We start from the raw sequence: 19,525 nt of genomic DNA on the forward strand, positions 1-19,525 counted from the left end.
AGTTTATAGACGTTCGGGAGGTAGGAATGGATGAATATCAAACAAGTGAGTGAAGAAAAAGGAATCTCTGCGGATACGTTACGCTACTATGAACGAATCGGTTTGATCCCACCGGTGAACCGAACAAACGGAGGTATCCGAGACTATACGGAAGAAGATTTACGTTGGGTCGATTTCACCTTATGTATGCGTAGTGCGGGTTTATCGATTGAATCTTTGACTGAATATATTCGTTTATATAGCGCGGGTGATGAAACAATCCTTGCTCGTAGGGATCTTCTTATGGAAGAAAGTGAACAATTGGCAAAAAAAATTGCAGAGATGCAAGCTTGTCAGGAACGTCTCCAAAAGAAAATCGCGCGTTATAACCAAGATTTGGTCAAAGGAGATCCAATCTTAGCTTAATTTAGTCGCTAAAACCAAGAACCAACCAATCGATCATGATTTGAAAGACTGGTTGGTTATTTTGTTGCTTTTACTTTTTTTCAGCAAGTATTTTTCCAAGTTCTTGCCAATCTTCTAAAATCGTTTCTGTCAGTGTTCGATTATAAAAAATGGCCGCTGGGTGGAAGAGGGGAAGAACACGATACTGTTTAGTGGAAAATTGATAAGCATCATGCTGTGGATTCAACTCTAAGACTGGTCCGGTATACAGTTTTCCATGATTTTTTGAAATCGTATAGCCGTTACCTAATAAACGTTGTAGCCCAATATTGCCTAGTGTGGCAATCAAAGAGGGCTGTATATGTTGCAGTTCGTAATCTAAGATTGGTGCATGAGCAAAAACTTCCGTTTTACTGGGCGTTCGATTCGGATAAACGATCTCTGATTTTTTTGTCCGTCCATTAATGCGTTGGACGATTCGATAAGGACGGCTCCTGACAGCGCTAGTAATATACACTTCATCTCGAGATAAACCGACTGATTTTAGTGCGTTCATCAACTCTTTGCCAGCTTGACCGCTAAATGGAATGTGATTCTCAATTTCTGTTTTACCAGGGGCTTCGCCAACTAACATCAATTTGGGTCGGATAGGACCTTGCCCAGCGACAAATCCTTCCACACGGTGTCCTTGAATACGCCGAGTTGCTTCGTCAATCAAATGTTTTGGGTAATCCATAGTATCAACTCCTATTCTTGTCCATTATAGAAAGAAATCGTTCAATTGACGAATGATTGGCAAAATAAAAAAGTTGTTGACTATTATAGTAGGATTTGTTATTCTAGTAATGTTGTAATTGTGGTCTCCACAGCTACAACCGCACAGAATGAGTTTGATTAAGTACAGGACACCCTGTCACTCTGGATGGCGAGTCTAAGTATGAAAATAAGGAGGTGCTTTAAAGCATGTACGCAATTATTAAAACAGGTGGTAAACAAGTAAAAGTTGAAGTTGGACAAACAATCTACATCGAAAAACTTGACGTTGAAGCAGGCGAAAAGGTTGTATTTGACGAAGTTATTTTAGTAGGTGGCGAAACTACGAAAGTAGGCGCTCCAACCGTTTCTGGTGCAACAGTTGAAGGTACAGTTGAAAAACACGGCAAACAAAAGAAAGTCGTTACTTTCAAATACAAACCTAAAAAACACTCACACCGTAAACAAGGTCACCGTCAACCATACACAAAAGTGGTTATCGACGCGATCAACGCTTAATCTGCGTTTGAGAAAGAAGGCCTAAACAATGATCAAAGGGACTTTTAAACGAAATGACGCTGGTCAAATCGTTTCATTTACTTTGACTGGGCACGCTGATGCCGGTCCTTACGGAAGTGATATCGTTTGTGCAGGTGTTTCTGCTTTAGCGATCAGCACTGTCAATGGGATTTCATCATTAGCTGGTTTTGAACCGATTGTTGACATGAATGAAGAAGAAGGCGGCTATTTGTACGTCGAAGTAATTTCACGATTGACACAAGAGCAAAACAATATTGCGGAAATCTTATTGGAGAATCTCCTATTAGGTTTACAATCGATCGAAGCTGAAAACCCAGAATATATCCAAACAAAAACAATTAATGATAAATAGGAGGTGCAGACCATGTTGTTAACAATGAATCTACAATTATTCGCCCACAAAAAAGGTGGCGGTTCTACATCTAACGGCCGTGACTCAGAATCAAAACGTCTAGGTGCAAAACGTGCTGACGGACAAACAGTTACAGGTGGATCAATTCTTTACCGCCAACGCGGAACAAAAATTTATCCAGGTGTGAACGTAGGTATTGGTGGAGATGACACTTTATTTGCTAAAGTTGACGGTGTTGTTCGTTTTGAACGTAAAGGCCGCGACAAAAAACAAGTGTCTGTTTATCCAGTAGCTCAAGAAGCTTAATGAACAGTTGGCTCTATTCCTTGCCTAGCGAGGAATAGAGTTTTTTCATTTTTTCTGAATCAATAATGATTTCCGGCTCAAACAGAGTCAGGCTTTTTTTGCGTTAGGAGAATGATTGGCTATAAAAATAGTTGGTTTACTATTTTCGCTAGTTCTAACTGGAAAAAGATATCGCGCAAAGTAAAAAAGAGATAATCGTTATCTGTTATCTGAAAAAATAGTACACGTTTAGACTTGTCTAAATTGCTTAATAAATAAACAACAAATGTTCTTTTTTATTTTAAGCGTATCTTGTTTTCTTTTTTGATATAAATAGTTGACGAATAGTGATTAAATCAATAGTATTAGGTTTTAAGGACAAGAGAAGAGGGGCGAAAATATTGGCAAAACGAATTGACCGAATTTATACGTATGTCAAAGAAAAGACCGCTCATTTATCTATAGATGAAAACGATCAAGGTGTAACGACCCAAGAGATCGCGGAAGTTTTGGGTATTCAACGTACCAATAGTAGTAAAGATCTCAACAAATTAGTACGTGAAGGAAAACTAAAAAAAATGGATGGTCGTCCAGTTCGGTATGTCTATCAAGAAAGACCGACCATTGAGAAACCATTATCCAAATATGTACCTAGTTATAAAGAAGAATTGACTCACGTGAAAAAACCGAGTCTTCAAGTAGATACGAAAGATATTTTTGCCAAAATCATTGGCGCCAATGGTAGTATGAAAAATTCAGTGGAACAAGCAAAAGCTGCCATTTTGTATCCTCCCAGAGGGTTGAACTGTTTGATCACTGGACCGACTGGTTCTGGAAAGACTTATTTTGCTCATGCGATGTTTCATTTTGCTAAAACCAACCATGTGGTGGAAGAAGACACAGAGTTGATCGTCTTTAACTGTGCGGACTATGCTAACAACCCTGAATTACTGATGAGTCATCTTTTCGGGTATGTCAAAGGTGCGTTTACAGGTGCGGAAGAAGAAAAAATGGGAATCATAGATCAAGCGGATGGCGGGATGCTTTTTTTGGATGAAATTCATCGACTCCCACCCGAAGGACAAGAAATGATTTTTTACTTTATGGACCATGGTACCTATAGTCGATTGGGCGAAACAACGAAATCTCATGAAGCGAATGTTCGAATCGTCGGTGCAACGACTGAAGATCCAGGTTCGGCATTACTTGAGACATTTGTACGCCGTATCCCGATCAATATCAAGTTGCCTGCTTTTGACCGACGTCCAGCGAATGAAAAAATCGATTTAGTCAAAATCATGATCGCTCACGAAGCGAATCGTACGCAAAGAAAAATTTCTTTAACAGAAGATGTTGTGAAAGCGCTAATAGGCAGTGTTACTTATGGAAACATTGGACAGTTGAAGTCGAATATCCAATTAGTTTGTGCGCGTGGATTTTTGAATCACATGAATAAACCTGAAATATCGATCACGATCGATGATTTGACGGAAGGGATTCGTAGTGGGTTGATCCAATTGGCAAGTAATCGGAAAGAGATGGCAGAGTTATCTAAGATTCTTGATCCAAAAATCACGGTTTATCCGAACGATGATGTGATGCAGTTACAAGCGGACTCTTATGAGTTACCTTACAATTTATACGATATTATTGGCGATAAAGCAGCATTGCTGAAGTCAGACGGATTGGACCAAGAAGCCATCAATCATTTTATCTCAACGGATATCAATATCCATTTAAAGTCATTCTACAAAGATCATGGATTTTCATTTAATGCAGACAATAAGTTAGCAGAGTTTGTCGATCCTAAAATCATTGAAGTAACGAATCAGATTTATATGATGGTCAAGCAATCTTTACCATATGAGTTTCAACAAAATTTTATTTATGCGATGAGTCTGCATATCAGTTCTTTTCTAAAACGAATCCATTTAGGAGAAGAGCGGCATACAAATGATAATATCCGAGAAATGGCCATTGATTTTCCTGAGGAATACGCACTGGCGAAAGAAGTACGAAAACATATCGAAATGTATTTCCAAGTGGAGATCCCAGAAAGTGAAGATTACTATTTGACTGTATTACTTGTTTCATTACGAGCCAATCAAGCAAGTGGTCGGATCGGGGTCGTTGTGGCTGCACATGGCAATAGTACCGCAAGCAGTATGGTGCAAGTGGTTCAACAGTTGCTAGATGCGGATAACGTCCGGGCAGTGGATATGCCACTAGACATGGACCCTAAAACTGCTTTAAGTCGGATTGAGCGTAGTGTGCAAGAAGTAGATGAGGGGAGTGGAACGATTCTTCTGGTGGACATGGGTTCGCTTGCGTCCTTCAATGCTCAGATACAGCAAGATACGGGTATTCCTGTCCGAACAGTCGATATGGTCACGACTTCTTTAGTTTTAGAAACAGTACGTAAAGTGTCGGTGCTGGGAACAGATCTTGACTTGCTTTATGAATCCTTGAAGAATTTCCGAGGGTATGCTGAAGTCTCAAGTGGAAATGTTGCAGAAGCGGACGACAAACAACGAAAGGCCGTAGTGGCGATCTGTGCCTCAGGAGAGGGAACAGCACAACGAATCAAATCGTTGATCGAGCGTGCAGTCAGTAAAAGACAAGAAGCTCAATTGGAAGTGATTGCTTTGTCCATCGTTGATTTGAAAACTAAGCTACCAAAGATCCAAAAAAATTATCAAATCATTGCGACGACTGGGATCACGGACCCACATATCGATGCACCATTCATTCCTTTGGAAAGATTTATTGATCAAAACATTGAGGTGATTTTAGATCAATTACTGTTAGAATCAGAGTTAGATGAAACCGAAGATGTTTTATTAAATGAAGAAACAGCCAAAAGTACATGTGTGTCATTTATCGCAGATAATTTTACATTTATCAATGGAGAAAAGTTAATCGATCCTCTCTGGAAATTTGCAGATGGGTTAATGGATTCAGCAAGCATTGATGTAAAAGAATACGGATTTATGATCAACCTTGTTCTACATGCGGCGGGAATGATTGAGCGTGTCATCTTAAATGAACCGCTCTCTTTAGAAAATCAAGATAATCGTTCGATTAAAAACGATCCGCTCTATGTTAAAATTGTTGAGCCACTAAATGATTTAGAAGAAAAGATCAAAGTGAAGTTTCCGTTAGAAGAAGTGTATTATCTATTGAAAATGATCACTAACCATTTGGAGAAAAAAGAATACACTAATGAAGATATACACAAAAACGATACACTAAAATAGTGTATCGTTTTTGTGTATTGTATAAGAAACCATTAAATAAAGCAGTGTATCTTTAAAAAGTTGGCACGGTTCTTGCTTTTAATAAAGTGTGCTTAACGGAAATGCTTCCGACAGAAGTGGGAAGATGTTTTGAGTAGTGATTTAATAAAAAGGAGATTTACGAATGGATATTCGATTAGCACGTATAGATGATCGTTTGATCCATGGGCAAGTTGCAACTGTCTGGTCTAAATTGACTGGCGTTGAACGTATCATCGTCATAAGTGACGTAGTAGCGAAAGACAAGTTAAGAAAGTTTCTTTTAAAAGAAGCTGCTCCACCAGGGATCATGGCAAATGTCATCACTGTTGAAAAGATGATCCAGATCTTTGAGAGTGGACTCTTAGCGCGAACGAAAGTGATGCTTTTATTTACTAATCCTAAAGACGTTGAGAAAATTGTCCGAAGTGGTGTCCGAATTGATTCTCTAAATATCGGGGGAATGAGTTTTTCTGAAGGGAAGACCATGATCACAAATTTTGTGTCCGTCGATCAACGAGATATCGAAGCCTTTCATTTTTTGGATGGTCAAGGTGTGGAGTTGGAGATTCGGAAGGTACCCGCTGATCGGAAAATCTTTTTAATGGAATTACTGACCAAAGCCAAGAAAGCATAAAATTGTTGTTGCGTAACGGTCAAATGTATCTGTTGTAAAAGGCAAGCACTTATTTTTATTTTTGATTTTGTTACAACAAAAAGAAGTAGGAGGTATAAATATGGTAGGGATTATCCTAGCAAGTCATGGGCAATTTGCTGAAGGAATCTTACAGTCGGGTTCAATGATCTTTGGCGAACAAGAAAACGTCAAAGCTGTTGTTTTACAACCGAGTGAAGGTCCAGATGACTTGAGAGCCAAATTAGAAGAAGCAGTCGCTTCCTTCGATAACCAAGACGAAGTCTTATTCTTAGTTGATTTATGGGGCGGAACACCGTTCAATCAATCAAACACATTATTTGAAGAACACAAAGATAAGTGGGCAATCGTAAGTGGTTTGAACTTGCCTATGCTGATCGAAGCATATGCTTCACGTTTTTCAATGGAATCAGCACATGAAATTGCTGCTCATATCATTGAAACAGCAAAAGAAGGCGTGAAAGTCAAACCGGAAGAATTAGAACCAGTAGTAGAAACAAAAGCTGCGGCACAAGAAGCTGCACCTTCAGGAACACCTGGTAAGTTCACTTATGTTTTAGCACGTATTGATTCACGTTTGTTGCATGGACAAGTAGCAACTGCTTGGACAAAAACAACAAATCCAACACGGATCATCGTTGTATCTGATGCTGTAGCAAAAGATGAGTTACGTAAAAAATTGATCCAACAAGCTGCACCTCCTGGTGTAAAAGCACACGTTGTACCAGTTGAACAAATGATCAAACTTGCAAAAGATGATCAACACTTTGGCGGACAACGCGCATTGCTATTGTTTGAAAATCCTCAAGATGTCGTGCGTGCAGTTGAAGGTGGCGTACCATTAGAAACAGTGAACGTCGGATCAATGGCACATTCTCCAGGTAAAGTACAACCGAACAAAGTACTTGCTTTCAGTCAAGACGATATTGATTCATTCAATAAATTGAAAGAATCTGGCGTGAAATTCGATGTACGTAAAGTACCGAATGACTCTAAAGGAAACATGGATGAAATTTTGAAAAAAGCGCAAGAAGAACTAAAAAATCGTGCTTAATTAATTATCAGAAAAAATGGAGGATTACTATCATGGATTTAAATATTATTCAAGTGATCTTAGTCATCATCGTTGCATTTTTAGCTGGTATGGAAGGAATTCTTGATGAATTTCAATTCCATCAACCAGTTGTTGCATGTACGTTGATCGGCTTAGTAACTGGAAATCTAGTTCCTTGTCTTATCTTAGGTGGTACATTACAAATGATCGCTTTAGGTTGGGCAAATATCGGTGCCGCTGTCGCTCCCGATGCTGCATTAGCATCTGTTGCATCTGCAATTATTTTAGTTTTAGGTGGTCAAGGTTCAGCCGGCGTTTCTTCAGCAATCGCGATTGCTGTGCCACTTGCTGTTGCTGGTTTATTATTAACAATCATTTGTCGTACGATTGCGACAGCGTTTGTTCATTTGATGGATGCTGCTGCAAAAGATGGTAACTTTAGAAAAGTTGAATTATGGCATATTGTTGCAATTTGTATGCAAGGTGTTCGTATTGCGATCCCTGCTGGTTTGATCTTAGCTATTGGTGAAGGTCCAGTAAGAAGCTTGCTTGAATCTATGCCTGTTTGGTTGACAGACGGTTTAGCTATCGGTGGTGGAATGGTCGTTGCCGTAGGTTACGCAATGGTTATCAACATGATGGCTACAAAAGAAGTATGGCCATTCTTTGCAATCGGTTTTGTATTGGCAACTGTATCAGAAATCACTCTTATCGGTCTAGGCGCAATCGGTGTTGCTTTAGCTCTTATTTACTTGGCACTTTCTAAACAAGGTGGTTCAGGTAACGGCGGAAGCTCAAACACTGGTGACCCACTAGGCGATATCATCGATAACTATTAAAGGAGGCGTTCACGAAATGGCAGAAGAAAGAATTCAATTATCTAAAAAAGATCGTATTTCTGTTTGGTTGCGTTCGACTTTCCTTCAAGGATCATGGAACTACGAACGTATGCAAAATGGTGGTTGGGCATTCTCAATGATCCCAGCGATCAAAAAATTATATAAAACAAAAGAAGACCGTGCGGCTGCGTTGACTCGTCATTTAGAGTTCTTCAACACTCACCCATATGTTGCTTCACCAATTCTAGGGGTGACTCTTGCACTGGAAGAAGAACGTGCAAATGGCGCACCTGTTGATGATGTGGCGATTCAAGGGGTTAAGGTTGGTATGATGGGACCTTTAGCTGGTATCGGTGATCCAGTCTTCTGGTTTACAGTAAGACCAATCCTTGGAGCTCTAGCTGCTTCTCTAGCGATGGCTGGAAATATCTTAGGTCCAATCATTTATTTCGTCGCTTGGAATATCATCCGTATGGCATTTATGTGGTACACACAAGAATTCGGCTATAAAGCGGGTTCTAAAATCACAGAAGATTTATCTGGTGGTTTGTTGCAAGACATCACTAAAGGTGCTTCGATCTTAGGTATGTTCATCTTAGGTTCATTAGTTAACCGTTGGGTATCAATCGGCTTTGCGCCAGTAGTATCAAGCGTTAAACTTGACGAAGGTGCTTACATTGATTGGAGTAGTTTACCTGCAGGTGCAGAAGGTATCAAGAGTGCGTTGGAACAACAAGCAGCTGGACTTTCTCTATCTGACTACAAAGTAACAACATTACAAGACAACTTAGACAGCTTGATCCCTGGATTAGCTGCGTTGTTACTAACATTGTTCTGTATGTGGTTATTGAAGAAAAAAGTTTCACCAATCGTTATCATTCTTGGATTATTCGTAGTGGGTATTGTTTTCCACTTGATCGGATTAATGTAATCTAAGGCAATAAAAGACTAAATAAGCTGTGACAGAAATCAATCATTGATTTTTGTTGCAGCTTTTTTCATAGAATGCGACGAGACTTTACTTCAGCTTTCTTCTGATCGAATGGTGGACGATTGTGGAGAACCGTTTATTGGAGATAGTATCTATGCTCGAAAAGGTATACTATTTATGATAAGATGTCTTTGATATAGAAGTAAAAAACGTGAAATTAAAAGGATGGCTAAGCTGAACGAATAGCCAAATCATTGAAACGGTACGACTTCTAAGTACTGTAACTTTAGATTGATTAGAAATGGAGTGCTTGAAATGGTACAATCCCTGAATACAAAAGTTGACTTAACGATGAATGCGACATCTTATCTAGGTGTGGCAGAATATGGGAAGATCATGATCGGTGATAAAGGTTTTGAATTTTACAATGATCGTGATGCGCGGAAATTCGTCCAGATCCCATGGGAAGAGGTAGATGTCGTGATTGCCTCGGTGATGTTCAAAGGAAAATGGATTCCACGTTTTGCGATTCGCACAAAGAAAAACGGAACTTATTCATTTTCTGCAAAGCATCCCAAGGAAGTTTTGCGAGCAGTCCGTAAGTATGTTGACCCAAGTCACATGGTTCGCTCGTTAAGTTTGGTCGACGTAGTCAAGCGAGGCGTGATCGGTATTTTCAAGCGTAAATGATTTGTAGTTAGTCCTCATCGTTTGCCTGCTATTTATTTCTTATGATAAAATTAAAGAGTAAAGAGGGAGGTTATACGATGAGTTGGTTATGGACATTGATTGTTGGTGCAATCATTGGAGCGATTGCTGGAGCAATCACAAGTAAAGGAAATTCAATGGGATGCATCACAAATATTATTGCTGGTTTGATTGGTTCAACGATCGGTCAAGCGATTTTTGGCAACTGGGGACCAAGCGCTGCTGGTATGGCACTTATTCCATCTATTTTAGGGGCAGTGATCTTAGTTGCAGTTGTCTCATTTTTCTTTGGTAAAAGATCTTAGAAATGAAAGTCTAAAGCGTTTTGACTTGAGGGAAAAGCTCAAGCCAAAACGCTTTGTTCGTTTCTATTGAAGGAATTTATCTTTCCTATGCCTTTAAAAAAGAAAGTTTGCTATAATGATAAAAAGAGTGCAAAGAAAGAAGGAATTTACACATGATGTTACGAGTAGAAAAGTTACGCAAAAAAATGCGAGAAGCGAATCTAGATTCATTTTTAGTGACAAGTCCTTACAATCTCCGCTATTTGACTAATTTTACAGGAACGACTGGGTTAGCGGTCATCACATTAGAGAAAGCCTTCTTTATTACGGACTTCCGTTATACAGAACAAGCAGCTGCGCAAGCGCAAGGTTTTGAGATCATCAAAAATGTCGCGCCGATTTTTGAGGAAGTCGCTGATTTGACTCAAAAAGAAGGATTGAAGAATCTAGCATTTGAAGAACGTACAGTTTCATTTTTAGAGTATTCAGTATTGGAAGAATTACTGGATGCAGAGTTGATCCCAGTTTCTGACATGATCGAAGAATTACGGGAAGTAAAAGATGAAGATGAATTAGTGATCATTGAAAAAGCTTGTAGCATCGCTGATATGGCTTATGATCATATCCTTAAAATGATCCAACCAGGGATGACAGAGATCGAGGTCGCGAATCAATTAGATTTCTATATGCGTTCACTAGGTGCATCAGGTGTGTCTTTTGAAACCATCGTGGCAAGTGGTGTTCGTTCAGCAATGCCACACGGAGTGGCTAGCCAAAAGATCATTGAACAAGGTGATTTGATCACGATCGATTTTGGTTGTTACTATGAAGGATACGTTTCTGACATGACACGTACGTTTGCAATCGGCGATCCTGGAGAACAATTGAAAGAAATCTATCAAATCGTTTTAGATGCCCAATTGGCAGTTCTAGAAGCAGCGAAACCTGGAGTGACAGGTATCCAACTGGATGCAGTAGCAAGAGACTACATCAGCAAATACGGCTATGGAGAAGCATTTGGACACTCCACTGGCCATGGTATCGGTTTAGAGATCCATGAAGGTCCTAATGTATCTGCGCGAGCAGAGAAACCATTTGTTGTGGGCAATGTCATTACGGATGAACCAGGAATCTACTTACCAGGAATCGGTGGCGTCCGAATCGAAGATGACTTATTGATCACTGCTGAAGGAAACCGGGTATTGACTCACTCACCAAAAGAATTGATCATTTTGTGATAATCAGCGTTTTTCAATAAATGTAAATGTCAAAACTCAGACTTTGTTATAGAAAATGGGCTCATTTAATGATACACTATAAGAGAAATCAAGCGATTGTAAACGGCGCGTTTTTTCACGCATGACTGATTTACAGGCGACAGTTTTCCTAGGTACATGACTTCGCTTTTTGAAGTGAAAGATGTATCTAGGCAAAAGGAGGAATAAATAAAAATGGCAGACGAAAAAAACTTAGTCTTACATGCTAATCAAGATTTAGGAGAAATCGTGATTGCACCAGAAGTGATCGAAGTCATTATCGGTATTGCAGCTTCTAAAGTCGAAGGGGTCTACGGAATGCGTGGGACTTTTGCTAGCAATGTCACAGAATTGCTAGGTCGCGCAGCGCATGGTAAAGGTGTATATTTAGTCAATGACGAAGAAGGTTTGAAAGTTGACTTATATTGTTATTTAGAATATGGCGTATCAGTACCAAAAGTAGCGATGGAAATGCAGGATCGTGTTCACCAAGAAGTACTTTTCATGACCGACATTGCATTAGCTGAAGTCAATATCCATGTCGTAGCAGTTGTACCAGAAAAATTGGAGCAACCAGCAATCGATGAACTTTTTGAGGACGAAGAGGAAGAAAATGAATAAAGAGTTATCAAGACACGAAATCCGCGAGATGGCATTACAGGCATTGTTCCCATTAGATTTCAATACCGATCTGACGAAAGAAGATGCGATTTTTAATGCGATCGAGTTGGACCATCAAGAGATGATCAATGAAGAGCAATCAGAATTTGTTCCAGTATATCTAGACACACTAGTTGGTGGCGTCTGTGCAAAAAAAGCATCGTTAGACACGATCATCGAAAAGCATTTAAAAAATAATTGGCGGATCAACCGCATTTCCAAAATGGATCTGATTATTTTAAGAATCGCGATTTTCGAAATGATGTACGTGGATGACGTGCCTGCAACTGTTGCATTGAATGAAGCAATCGAGTTAGCTAAAACATTCAGTGACGACCGTTCACGTAAGTTTGTAAATGGTATGTTATCGAATGTGTTAAAAGAATTAGAAGCTGGGGCGTAAGTCCTAGCTTTTTTCTATGATAGTTAGTAAATCTGGTTATGTTACAAGTGGTTTATATGGTAGAATGAAAGCAAAAATATCTGGGAGTGATCGTATGTCAGAATTGATGAATGGAAAAGAATTAGCAGAAAAAATGCAAGCAGAACTTGCGTTAAAAGTAAAAGAGCTTAATGAACGACAGATCAATCCCGGATTAGTTGTTTTATTAGTTGGAGAAAATCCAGCAAGTCAAGTCTATGTTCGTAATAAAGAACGAGTAGCGAATCAACTAGGTATTTATTCAAAAGTAGAGCGGTATAGTCAAACAATTTCAGAAGATGAGCTTCTCCGTGAAATTGAAAAATATAATCAAGATCCACAGTTCCATGGGATCCTTGTGCAATTGCCTTTACCAAAACATATTGATGAAGAGAAAGTGTTATTAGCAATCGATCCGAAAAAAGATGTTGATGGTTTCCATCCGTTGAATCTAGGACGGTTGTTTGCAGGGAATCCAGATAAAATCCCTTGTACGCCTTATGGGATCATGAAGATGTTTGAAGCATATAATATTGATTTGACTGGCAAGCGTGCAGTAGTGATCGGTCGCAGTAATATTGTCGGTAAACCCATGGCGCAACTTTTGTTGATGGCTGATGCGACAGTCACCATTGCTCATTCAAAAACGAAGGACCTTCCAGCGCTAGCTCGTGAAGCAGATATACTCGTGGTAGCTATTGGGCGTGGCCATTTTGTGACAAAAGACTTTGTCAAACCAGGTGCGGTAGTTGTCGATGTGGGGATGAATCGTGATGAGAATGGAAAACTGATCGGCGATGTCAAATTCGATGAAGTCGCTCCTCTTGCAAGCTATATCACGCCTGTCCCTAAAGGAGTAGGACCAATGACGATCACGATGTTGATGGCACAAACGGTCCAATCAGCTGAAGCAGAGCGAGGAGAGTTATGACGCAAGAATATTTAACAGTTACCACCTTAACCAAATATTTGAAACGAAAATTTGAAGCAGATCCATATCTGGAAAGAGTTTATCTAACTGGCGAAATCTCGAATTTCCGTATGCGAGCGAATGCGCATCAATATTTCAGTTTAAAGGATGATCACGCGAAAATCTCTGCGATCATGTTCAAAGGTGCTTTCCAAAAGTTACGTTTTCAACCAAAAGAGGGCATGAAAGTGTTGGTGATCGGTCGGATCTCCCTTTACGAAGCCAGCGGTTCTTATCAAATTTACGTGGAACATATGGAGCCTGATGGCGTCGGTGCGTTATATCAAGAGCTAGAAGAACGAAAAGAGAAATTGATGAAAGAAGGTCTATTTGCTGGACCTAAAAAGGCATTGCCGAGATTTCCAAAACGCATCGCCGTTTTAACAAGTCCTAGTGGTGCGGTCATTCGTGATATTATCACGACGGTCAAACGCCGCTACCCAATCGCACAACTTGTTTTGTTCCCAACTGTTGTACAAGGAAACCAAGCAGCAGATGATGTCGTCCGCAATATCCAACGCGTTGAAGCGTTAGGAAATTTCGATACAATGATCATCGGACGTGGTGGTGGGTCGATCGAGGATCTTTGGCCTTTCAATGAAGAACGGGTGGCTCGTGCGATTTATCAAGCAAAAACACCGAGCATCTCTTCTGTCGGTCATGAGACCGATACGACGATTGCTGACTTAGTGGCTGATGTTCGAGCAGCGACACCGACGGCAGCAGCTGAGTTGGCTGTTCCAGTATTATCGGAAGAGTTGATGCGGATCAAGGAAAGACAAGCCCGCTTAGAGCAAGGGTTTTTACGCCAAATCCAACGAAAACAAGAGCGGTTTGCCCGCTCAAGACAATCCTATGTCTTTCGCCAACCTGAACGACTTTATGAGGGACAAACGATCAAACTAGACCAATTGCGACAACGCTTGTATCAAGCAACGCAACAAATTTACCATGCAAAAGAAAAACAAACCATGACTTTAAGTCATCAGTTGCAACAAGTTGCACCAATTTATCGAGTGAAATCAGCCAAGCAAGAAACAAGCTACTTAGAAAAACGACTAGAAGAAAAAATGTACCAATATATGCAACAACAGCAACAAAAGTTTCAACAGACGGTTCAATCACTTGATTTACTTAGTCCTTTAAAAATCATGGGCAGAGGGTATAGCTACACCACGTTGCATGATCAGGTGGCAAAAAGTGTCGATGAGATCCAAGTCGGTGATGAGTTAGTCATTCATTATGCAGATGGACAGGTCAAAGGCAAAGTGGAACAGATCAAAAAGGAGACAGAATAAGATGGCAAATCCAACATTTGAAGAATCATTGCAAGAATTAGAAAAAATCGTCATGCAATTAGAGCAAGGAGACGTTCCATTAAAATCAGCGTTAGATGCGTTCAAAAGAGGAATGGAATTAAGTAAGCAATGTCAAGATACTCTTTCTAAAGCAGAAGAAACCCTTACAAAAATGATGACTGAGACGAATGAAGAGATCACTTTTGACGAGAAAGAGGGGACACAATGAAACTAACCGATTTTTCTGCGACGCACCTTCCTTTGGTAGAAGAAGAAATGGTTTCTTTCATTACGGAATATACTTCGGATGAACGCTTGAAAGAAAGTATGATCTATTCGATCCATGCAGGAGGAAAAAGAATCCGCCCACTTGCTTTATTAGCAACCGTGGCTTCTTTTGATGCCAAGATCGATGCTTCAGCTTATCAAGTAGCAGCAGCATTAGAGATGATCCATACGTATTCATTGATCCATGATGATCTTCCAGCAATGGATAACGATGACTTGCGTCGAGGAAAACCAACCAACCATAAAGTCTATGGGGAGGCAATCGCAATTTTAGCAGGGGACGGATTATTGACGGGTGCCTTCCAGTTGATCAGCATGACCCACTTAGCGAACTCACCAAAATTGTTATTATTGCAACAATTGGCTGTTAGTGCTGGGACCCAAGGCATGGTTGCCGGACAAGCGGCAGATATCCAAGGGGAAACGAAAGATTTGACGCTAGAAGAACTAGCATTGATCCATGAACGAAAGACTGGACGTTTGATACGTTATGCTTTGCTAGCAGGTGGGATTTTAGCAGAACAACCAGAAGAAGTTTTGGTACAATTACAACAAATTGCCGCTCATCTTGGGTTAGCTTTTCAGATCCGTGATGATTTATTGGATGTGACTAGTACGACAGAAGCATTAGGGAAAACAGCTGGCAAGGATGAACGAGCGGATAAAAATACGTATCCACGCTTATTAGGGATCGAGCAGACAAGAGCTGCGTTGCAACGAGAAATCCATTCCGCCAATAGGATCATTGCCGAGTTAGAACAAGAAGTTTGTTCATTTGATGGAGAGATTCTGCGTCAGTTGGTCAAACGATTTGATGAGAAGTGAGGAAGAGGATGGAAAAAGAACGAGTAGATGTATTAGCCGTCAAACAAGGGCTATTTGAAACAAGGGAACAAGCAAAACGTTCCGTGATGGCAGGGTTGATCTATAATGAAAAAAATGAACGTTTTGATAAACCAGGAGAAAAAATCCCCGTTAGTAGTGAATTAAAAGTCAAAGGGAAAAAATTGCCGTATGTTTCTCGTGGTGGGTTGAAACTAGAAAAAGCATTAAAACAATTTGATCTAACAGTCAAAGATAAAGTATTGCTTGATATTGGGGCATCCACAGGAGGGTTTACCGATGCTGCCTTACAAAATGGAGCAAAAATGAGCTATGCCTTAGATGTAGGCTACAATCAGTTAGCATGGAAAATCAGACAAGATCCAAAAGTGGTCGTGATGGAACGTGTTAACTTTCGTTATGCAAAACCTGAAGACTTTGATCAAGGTGTACCAGAAGTCGCTGTCATTGATGTATCATTCATCTCTTTGAAGCTGATGCTACCGCCATTACATGCAATTTTGAAGCCAGAGGGTGAAGTCATTGCATTGATCAAACCACAATTTGAAGCAGGTAGAGAAGCAGTCGGTAAAAACGGCATTGTTCGAGAAGCAACAACCCATCAACAAGTCATCGAACAAATTTTGACGTTTGCCACAGAGCAAGGGTTTGATGTATTAGATCTAAGTTACTCTCCTATTACAGGTGGAGAAGGAAATATTGAATTTTTAGCGCACTTAAAAAAAGTATCAGATAAAGGAACAATCTATGCGAACGTTGATCCAGCTCACATCGTTGAAATGGCTCATGAACAATTCACGCATAAGCGGTAGTCTGGAAGTTGACAAAAAAGACTATGAGTTCTTCTTTATTAAGCGCTTAAAATAAGCTATCATTGAAAGAAGAAGGATTGGTGAAGGAGCGGATTGAGCATGAGAAAAAAAGATCGACATCGTTTGATTACTCGATTACTAAATGAACAAGATATACGTAAACAAGAAGAATTTGTTGAAATATTAAAAAATAAAGGGATTTCTGTTACACAAGCAACGATCTCAAGAGATATCAAAGAGCTTAAATTGATCAAAGTTCCCGCAGTTGATGGTGGCTATCGCTATAGTCTGCCTGCTGAAACAAGTGAAGATGTGAGCACAAAGCTAGAAAAATTATTGAAGGACGCATTTGTAGCAGTTGACCAGATGGAAAAATTTGTTATTTTAAAGACTTTGCCGGGCAATGCTTCTGCAGCTGCAAATTTAATCGATAAACGTTACAAAAAAGAATTATTCTCGATTATCAACGATGATGACAATGTGTTGATGATCACACGATTGGAAGAAGATGCTGTTCAATTAAAGAAAGATTTTCTGCATTACCTTTAATCTAAGGAGTGATTGCAATGCTACAAGAAATCAGTATCACCAATTTTGCGATTATTCCTGAATTGCGTTTGTCGTTTCATGAAGGAATGACAGCATTAACAGGAGAAACCGGAGCCGGTAAGTCAATTATTATTGATGCTTTGGGCTTATTAGCAGGTGGTCGCGGATCAAGTGATTATATTCGTCAAGGTGCCGATAAATGTATTCTGGAAGGGTTGTTTGAATGGCCTAAACAAGAAGGTTTTGAAGCTTTGATGGAGGAGTTAGGGATTGAGTCCGATGGTTCAAATCTGATCGTCCGTCGAGATATGTCTTTAGCAGGTAAGAATGTTTGTCGAGTGAATGGACATATCGTGACATTAGCGAATTTGCGACGCGTAGGTAGTTATTTAGTGGATATCCAAGGTCAAAATGAACATCAGGAACTATTACAACCTGAATCACATCTTGTGTTACTTGATCGTTTTGGGGACTCGACATTCCAACAGAAAAAAAGAGCGTACCAAGAAGCCTATCAAGCGTATCGTGAACTTGAAAGAAAAGTACGTAAGATCCAACAAAACGAAAAAAACTATGTCCAACGTATCGATATGTTGAATTTCCAACAAGAAGAAATCGCAGCCGCCCAATTAGAAGTTGGTGAAGAAGAAAAACTTCGAGAAGAGCGCGATAAATTAAGTAATTATCAAAAAATCGTCGATGGTTTAGCTACTGCTTATGGGGCGCTCAGTGAAGGCGAACAAAGCAGTCTTGATGGGGTGGGAATGGCTGTTTCCGAGATCCAAAGTATTGCCCACCTTGATTCAGAGTATGAAGCAATTTTTGATAATATCCAGAGTGCCTATTATTTATTGCAAGATGCAGTAGGGGACATGAGCAGGCAAATCGATCTGCTTGAACTGGATGAGAATCGTTTGGAAGAAGTGACGCAACGCATGGAAACGATTCGTCAATTGAAGCGTAAATATGGCGATTCAGTTGAAGCTATCTTAGCCTACTATGAAGAAATCACAGAAGAATTAGATTCATCTGATTTTACAGAAGGTCAACTTGATAAAATGAAGAATGAACTGACCCAAAAAGAAGAGTGGGCGTTTCAATGTGCAGAAGAACTCCATCAAGCAAGAAAAGCGATCGCCAGTGACTTAGAACAGTCAATTCTGCGCGAATTAAAGAGTCTTTATATGGAAAACACCGAATTTGAAGTTCGTTTTTCAACACAAGCAAATGGACGCTTAGATGAGCAAGGTTTTGATATTGTCGAATTTTATATCACGACAAATCCAGGAGAACCATTGAAGCCACTAGTCAAGGTAGCATCAGGTGGGGAATTGTCACGAGTATTACTTGCTCTGAAAACCATTTTTTCTTCGGAACAAGGTGTGACTAGTATCATTTTTGACGAAGTTGATACTGGTGTTAGTGGCAGAGTGGCACAAGCCATTGCGGATAAAATATTGAAAATATCCAAATATTCCCAAGTACTTTGTATCACGCATCTTCCTCAAGTGGCGGCGGTAGCGGATTATCAATATTACATTGTTAAAGAAGTCGTCGGTGGAAGAACACAAACATCCGTCGCCGAATTAGCCGCAACCGAAAGAGAAAATGAAATCGCACGAATGTTAGCGGGAAGTGAAATCACGCCTTTAACGATCGAACACGCCAAAGAGTTGTTACGTTTGGCGAAAAAATAAATAAAAAATAAAAATCACCCTTTGCCTACATTGGCTAGGGTGATTTTATTTTGCTTTTTTAAGGAATAGAGGTAACAAAACAGTTGAAATCTTTCCCAACAGAAAAAATAATTAGTTATTTTTATATTGTATTTTATTATACTTTTTTTATGATTTTGAGAGTGAAATTTTTAAATCCAAGAACTATCGATATTCAATCAATAGTTAATCCGCTTACAAAGACATACTTTTACTAATCATAAAAATTTTGGTCAATGATGAAAAGATAAATTCAGTAGTAATGTTTTCCCAGTTTTTGATTATGTTTGAAAAAAAAGCACTACACATAAATTAGTTTGAACGTATGATTATTGAAAATAATTCTTTTTGTTAGAATAAACGGTTTGAATGGTGAGGATAGATAATAGATACGTGGATTTAACAGTAAATGATGGCACAAAGAAATAGTATAAAATATTTTTTCGCTAATGTAGATACTTTTTGTGTATATTCATAAATCAAGAAAAAGTATCATTGATTATTGTAAAATGCTGGCACTAAAAGTACCTTGATCTCGTCTATGCAAATGAGTTGTTTCCGCTGAGGGTTTCTATTATAGAAATAGCAAATGCAGTATCTCTGGTTCACTGTCTTTGTTCAAATGGTGGTTACGTCACATGTTACTCATAGAA

Annotated in this window: 22 protein-coding genes and 1 other annotated feature; of the genes, 21 read left to right on the plus strand and 1 reads right to left on the minus strand. The window is 39.5% G+C overall.

The window, feature by feature from the left end:
- Positions 1–30 precede the first annotated feature (30 nt).
- The gene (locus tag IGJ39_RS03995; RefSeq protein ID WP_010736015.1) at positions 31–405 is read left to right on the plus strand and encodes a MerR family transcriptional regulator; all 375 of its coding nucleotides are present in this window, start codon (positions 31–33) and stop codon (positions 403–405) included.
- 70 nt (positions 406–475) lie between these two features.
- On the opposite strand, the gene IGJ39_RS04000 is transcribed toward IGJ39_RS03995, so the two are convergent.
- Positions 476–1,120, minus strand: coding sequence for a uracil-DNA glycosylase (locus IGJ39_RS04000; RefSeq protein WP_019723823.1), 645 nt, complete (start codon positions 1,118–1,120; stop codon positions 476–478).
- A 127-nt stretch (positions 1,121–1,247) separates the two neighbouring features.
- Positions 1,248–1,327 (plus strand) — a sequence feature (ribosomal protein L21 leader region).
- A gap of 20 nt (positions 1,328–1,347) precedes the next feature.
- On the opposite strand from IGJ39_RS04000, the gene rplU reads away from it, so the two are divergent.
- From rplU to recN, 20 genes are all read left to right on the plus strand, one after another.
- The gene (gene rplU / locus IGJ39_RS04005) at positions 1,348–1,656 is read left to right on the plus strand and encodes a 50S ribosomal protein L21 (RefSeq protein WP_019723824.1); all 309 of its coding nucleotides are present in this window, start codon (positions 1,348–1,350) and stop codon (positions 1,654–1,656) included.
- A gap of 28 nt (positions 1,657–1,684) precedes the next feature.
- Positions 1,685–2,029 carry a ribosomal-processing cysteine protease Prp gene (locus IGJ39_RS04010; protein WP_010736012.1) on the plus strand — a complete coding sequence of 115 codons (345 nt, stop codon included), beginning with the start codon at positions 1,685–1,687 and terminating at the stop codon, positions 2,027–2,029.
- A gap of 12 nt (positions 2,030–2,041) precedes the next feature.
- The gene (gene rpmA / locus IGJ39_RS04015; RefSeq protein WP_010736011.1) at positions 2,042–2,335 is read left to right on the plus strand and encodes a 50S ribosomal protein L27; all 294 of its coding nucleotides are present in this window, start codon (positions 2,042–2,044) and stop codon (positions 2,333–2,335) included.
- A gap of 380 nt (positions 2,336–2,715) precedes the next feature.
- Positions 2,716–5,571, plus strand: a complete 2,856-nt coding sequence (locus tag IGJ39_RS04020) for a sigma-54-dependent transcriptional regulator (protein WP_195339129.1) — start codon at positions 2,716–2,718, stop codon at positions 5,569–5,571.
- 163 nt (positions 5,572–5,734) lie between these two features.
- Positions 5,735–6,226 carry a mannose/fructose/sorbose PTS transporter subunit IIB gene (locus IGJ39_RS04025; protein WP_066026051.1) on the plus strand — a complete coding sequence of 164 codons (492 nt, stop codon included), beginning with the start codon at positions 5,735–5,737 and terminating at the stop codon, positions 6,224–6,226.
- 100 nt (positions 6,227–6,326) lie between these two features.
- Entirely contained in the window at positions 6,327–7,298 is a 972-nt protein-coding gene (locus IGJ39_RS04030) for a mannose/fructose/sorbose PTS transporter subunit IIA (RefSeq protein WP_010736008.1), read from the plus strand.
- Positions 7,299–7,330: 32 nt separating this feature from the next.
- Entirely contained in the window at positions 7,331–8,137 is an 807-nt protein-coding gene (locus IGJ39_RS04035) for a PTS mannose/fructose/sorbose transporter subunit IIC (RefSeq protein WP_010736007.1), read from the plus strand.
- A gap of 16 nt (positions 8,138–8,153) precedes the next feature.
- The gene (locus IGJ39_RS04040) at positions 8,154–9,068 is read left to right on the plus strand and encodes a PTS system mannose/fructose/sorbose family transporter subunit IID (protein WP_019724014.1); all 915 of its coding nucleotides are present in this window, start codon (positions 8,154–8,156) and stop codon (positions 9,066–9,068) included.
- Between the two features lie 315 nt (positions 9,069–9,383).
- Positions 9,384–9,758 (plus strand): DUF956 family protein, encoded by a 375-nt coding sequence (locus IGJ39_RS04045; protein WP_019724013.1) that lies wholly within the window; start codon positions 9,384–9,386, stop codon positions 9,756–9,758.
- A gap of 77 nt (positions 9,759–9,835) precedes the next feature.
- Positions 9,836–10,081: a GlsB/YeaQ/YmgE family stress response membrane protein gene (locus IGJ39_RS04050; protein ID WP_010736004.1), complete on the plus strand. Its 246-nt coding sequence runs from the start codon at positions 9,836–9,838 to the stop codon at positions 10,079–10,081.
- Positions 10,082–10,233: 152 nt separating this feature from the next.
- On the plus strand, positions 10,234–11,298 hold the full coding sequence (locus tag IGJ39_RS04055; RefSeq protein ID WP_195339128.1) for a M24 family metallopeptidase: 1,065 nt from the start codon (positions 10,234–10,236) through the stop codon (positions 11,296–11,298).
- Positions 11,299–11,511: 213 nt separating this feature from the next.
- Positions 11,512–11,937, plus strand: a complete 426-nt coding sequence (locus IGJ39_RS04060; protein ID WP_010736002.1) for an Asp23/Gls24 family envelope stress response protein — start codon at positions 11,512–11,514, stop codon at positions 11,935–11,937.
- The gene (gene nusB / locus IGJ39_RS04065; RefSeq protein ID WP_010736001.1) at positions 11,930–12,379 is read left to right on the plus strand and encodes a transcription antitermination factor NusB; all 450 of its coding nucleotides are present in this window, start codon (positions 11,930–11,932) and stop codon (positions 12,377–12,379) included. Before IGJ39_RS04060 ends, nusB begins: the two co-directional genes overlap by 8 nt.
- Before the next feature lie 94 nt (positions 12,380–12,473).
- A complete protein-coding gene (locus IGJ39_RS04070) occupies positions 12,474–13,328 on the plus strand; it encodes a bifunctional methylenetetrahydrofolate dehydrogenase/methenyltetrahydrofolate cyclohydrolase (protein WP_195339127.1) in 855 nt (284 codons plus the stop codon).
- Positions 13,325–14,665, plus strand: a complete 1,341-nt coding sequence (xseA, locus tag IGJ39_RS04075; protein WP_010735999.1) for an exodeoxyribonuclease VII large subunit — start codon at positions 13,325–13,327, stop codon at positions 14,663–14,665. The genes IGJ39_RS04070 and xseA overlap by 4 nt, the downstream gene beginning before the upstream one ends.
- A 1-nt stretch (position 14,666) precedes the next feature.
- Positions 14,667–14,894: an exodeoxyribonuclease VII small subunit gene (locus IGJ39_RS04080; protein ID WP_195339126.1), complete on the plus strand. Its 228-nt coding sequence runs from the start codon at positions 14,667–14,669 to the stop codon at positions 14,892–14,894.
- On the plus strand, positions 14,891–15,778 hold the full coding sequence (locus IGJ39_RS04085) for a polyprenyl synthetase family protein (protein WP_066026047.1): 888 nt from the start codon (positions 14,891–14,893) through the stop codon (positions 15,776–15,778). The genes IGJ39_RS04080 and IGJ39_RS04085 overlap by 4 nt, the downstream gene beginning before the upstream one ends.
- A gap of 8 nt (positions 15,779–15,786) precedes the next feature.
- Positions 15,787–16,608, plus strand: coding sequence for a TlyA family RNA methyltransferase (locus IGJ39_RS04090; protein ID WP_010735996.1), 822 nt, complete (start codon positions 15,787–15,789; stop codon positions 16,606–16,608).
- A 99-nt stretch (positions 16,609–16,707) separates the two neighbouring features.
- Positions 16,708–17,157, plus strand: coding sequence for an arginine repressor (locus IGJ39_RS04095; protein WP_010735995.1), 450 nt, complete (start codon positions 16,708–16,710; stop codon positions 17,155–17,157).
- Positions 17,158–17,174: 17 nt separating this feature from the next.
- Complete coding sequence (gene recN / locus IGJ39_RS04100) at positions 17,175–18,854, plus strand: DNA repair protein RecN (protein WP_066026046.1); 1,680 nt, start codon at positions 17,175–17,177, stop codon at positions 18,852–18,854.
- Positions 18,855–19,525: the final 671 nt, after the last annotated feature.

The sequence above is a fragment of the Enterococcus sp. AZ140 genome, from assembly GCF_051714405.1.
GTDB classification, from domain to species: domain Bacteria; phylum Bacillota; class Bacilli; order Lactobacillales; family Enterococcaceae; genus Enterococcus_B; species Enterococcus_B pernyi.

Excerpts from the sequence above, each read along its gene's own strand:
- IGJ39_RS04025 (WP_066026051.1), top strand. The coding sequence starts at position 5,735 with ATGGATATTCGATTAGCACGTATAGATGATCGTTTGATCCATGGGCAA.
- IGJ39_RS04070 (WP_195339127.1), top strand. The coding sequence starts at position 12,474 with ATGTCAGAATTGATGAATGGAAAAGAATTAGCAGAAAAAATGCAAGCA.
- IGJ39_RS04035 (WP_010736007.1), top strand. The coding sequence starts at position 7,331 with ATGGATTTAAATATTATTCAAGTGATCTTAGTCATCATCGTTGCATTT.
- xseA (WP_010735999.1), top strand. The coding sequence starts at position 13,325 with ATGACGCAAGAATATTTAACAGTTACCACCTTAACCAAATATTTGAAA.
- IGJ39_RS04085 (WP_066026047.1), top strand. The coding sequence starts at position 14,891 with ATGAAACTAACCGATTTTTCTGCGACGCACCTTCCTTTGGTAGAAGAA.
- rpmA (WP_010736011.1), top strand. The coding sequence starts at position 2,042 with ATGTTGTTAACAATGAATCTACAATTATTCGCCCACAAAAAAGGTGGC.
- IGJ39_RS04040 (WP_019724014.1), top strand. The coding sequence starts at position 8,154 with ATGGCAGAAGAAAGAATTCAATTATCTAAAAAAGATCGTATTTCTGTT.
- IGJ39_RS04045 (WP_019724013.1), top strand. The coding sequence starts at position 9,384 with ATGGTACAATCCCTGAATACAAAAGTTGACTTAACGATGAATGCGACA.
- IGJ39_RS04050 (WP_010736004.1), top strand. The coding sequence starts at position 9,836 with ATGAGTTGGTTATGGACATTGATTGTTGGTGCAATCATTGGAGCGATT.
- IGJ39_RS04060 (WP_010736002.1), top strand. The coding sequence starts at position 11,512 with ATGGCAGACGAAAAAAACTTAGTCTTACATGCTAATCAAGATTTAGGA.
- nusB (WP_010736001.1), top strand. The coding sequence starts at position 11,930 with ATGAATAAAGAGTTATCAAGACACGAAATCCGCGAGATGGCATTACAG.
- rplU (WP_019723824.1), top strand. The coding sequence starts at position 1,348 with ATGTACGCAATTATTAAAACAGGTGGTAAACAAGTAAAAGTTGAAGTT.
- IGJ39_RS04095 (WP_010735995.1), top strand. The coding sequence starts at position 16,708 with ATGAGAAAAAAAGATCGACATCGTTTGATTACTCGATTACTAAATGAA.
- IGJ39_RS04030 (WP_010736008.1), top strand. The coding sequence starts at position 6,327 with ATGGTAGGGATTATCCTAGCAAGTCATGGGCAATTTGCTGAAGGAATC.
- IGJ39_RS03995 (WP_010736015.1), top strand. The coding sequence starts at position 31 with ATGAATATCAAACAAGTGAGTGAAGAAAAAGGAATCTCTGCGGATACG.
- IGJ39_RS04090 (WP_010735996.1), top strand. The coding sequence starts at position 15,787 with ATGGAAAAAGAACGAGTAGATGTATTAGCCGTCAAACAAGGGCTATTT.
- recN (WP_066026046.1), top strand. The coding sequence starts at position 17,175 with ATGCTACAAGAAATCAGTATCACCAATTTTGCGATTATTCCTGAATTG.
- IGJ39_RS04080 (WP_195339126.1), top strand. The coding sequence starts at position 14,667 with ATGGCAAATCCAACATTTGAAGAATCATTGCAAGAATTAGAAAAAATC.
- IGJ39_RS04000 (WP_019723823.1), bottom strand. The coding sequence starts at position 1,120 with ATGGATTACCCAAAACATTTGATTGACGAAGCAACTCGGCGTATTCAA.
- IGJ39_RS04010 (WP_010736012.1), top strand. The coding sequence starts at position 1,685 with ATGATCAAAGGGACTTTTAAACGAAATGACGCTGGTCAAATCGTTTCA.
- IGJ39_RS04055 (WP_195339128.1), top strand. The coding sequence starts at position 10,234 with ATGATGTTACGAGTAGAAAAGTTACGCAAAAAAATGCGAGAAGCGAAT.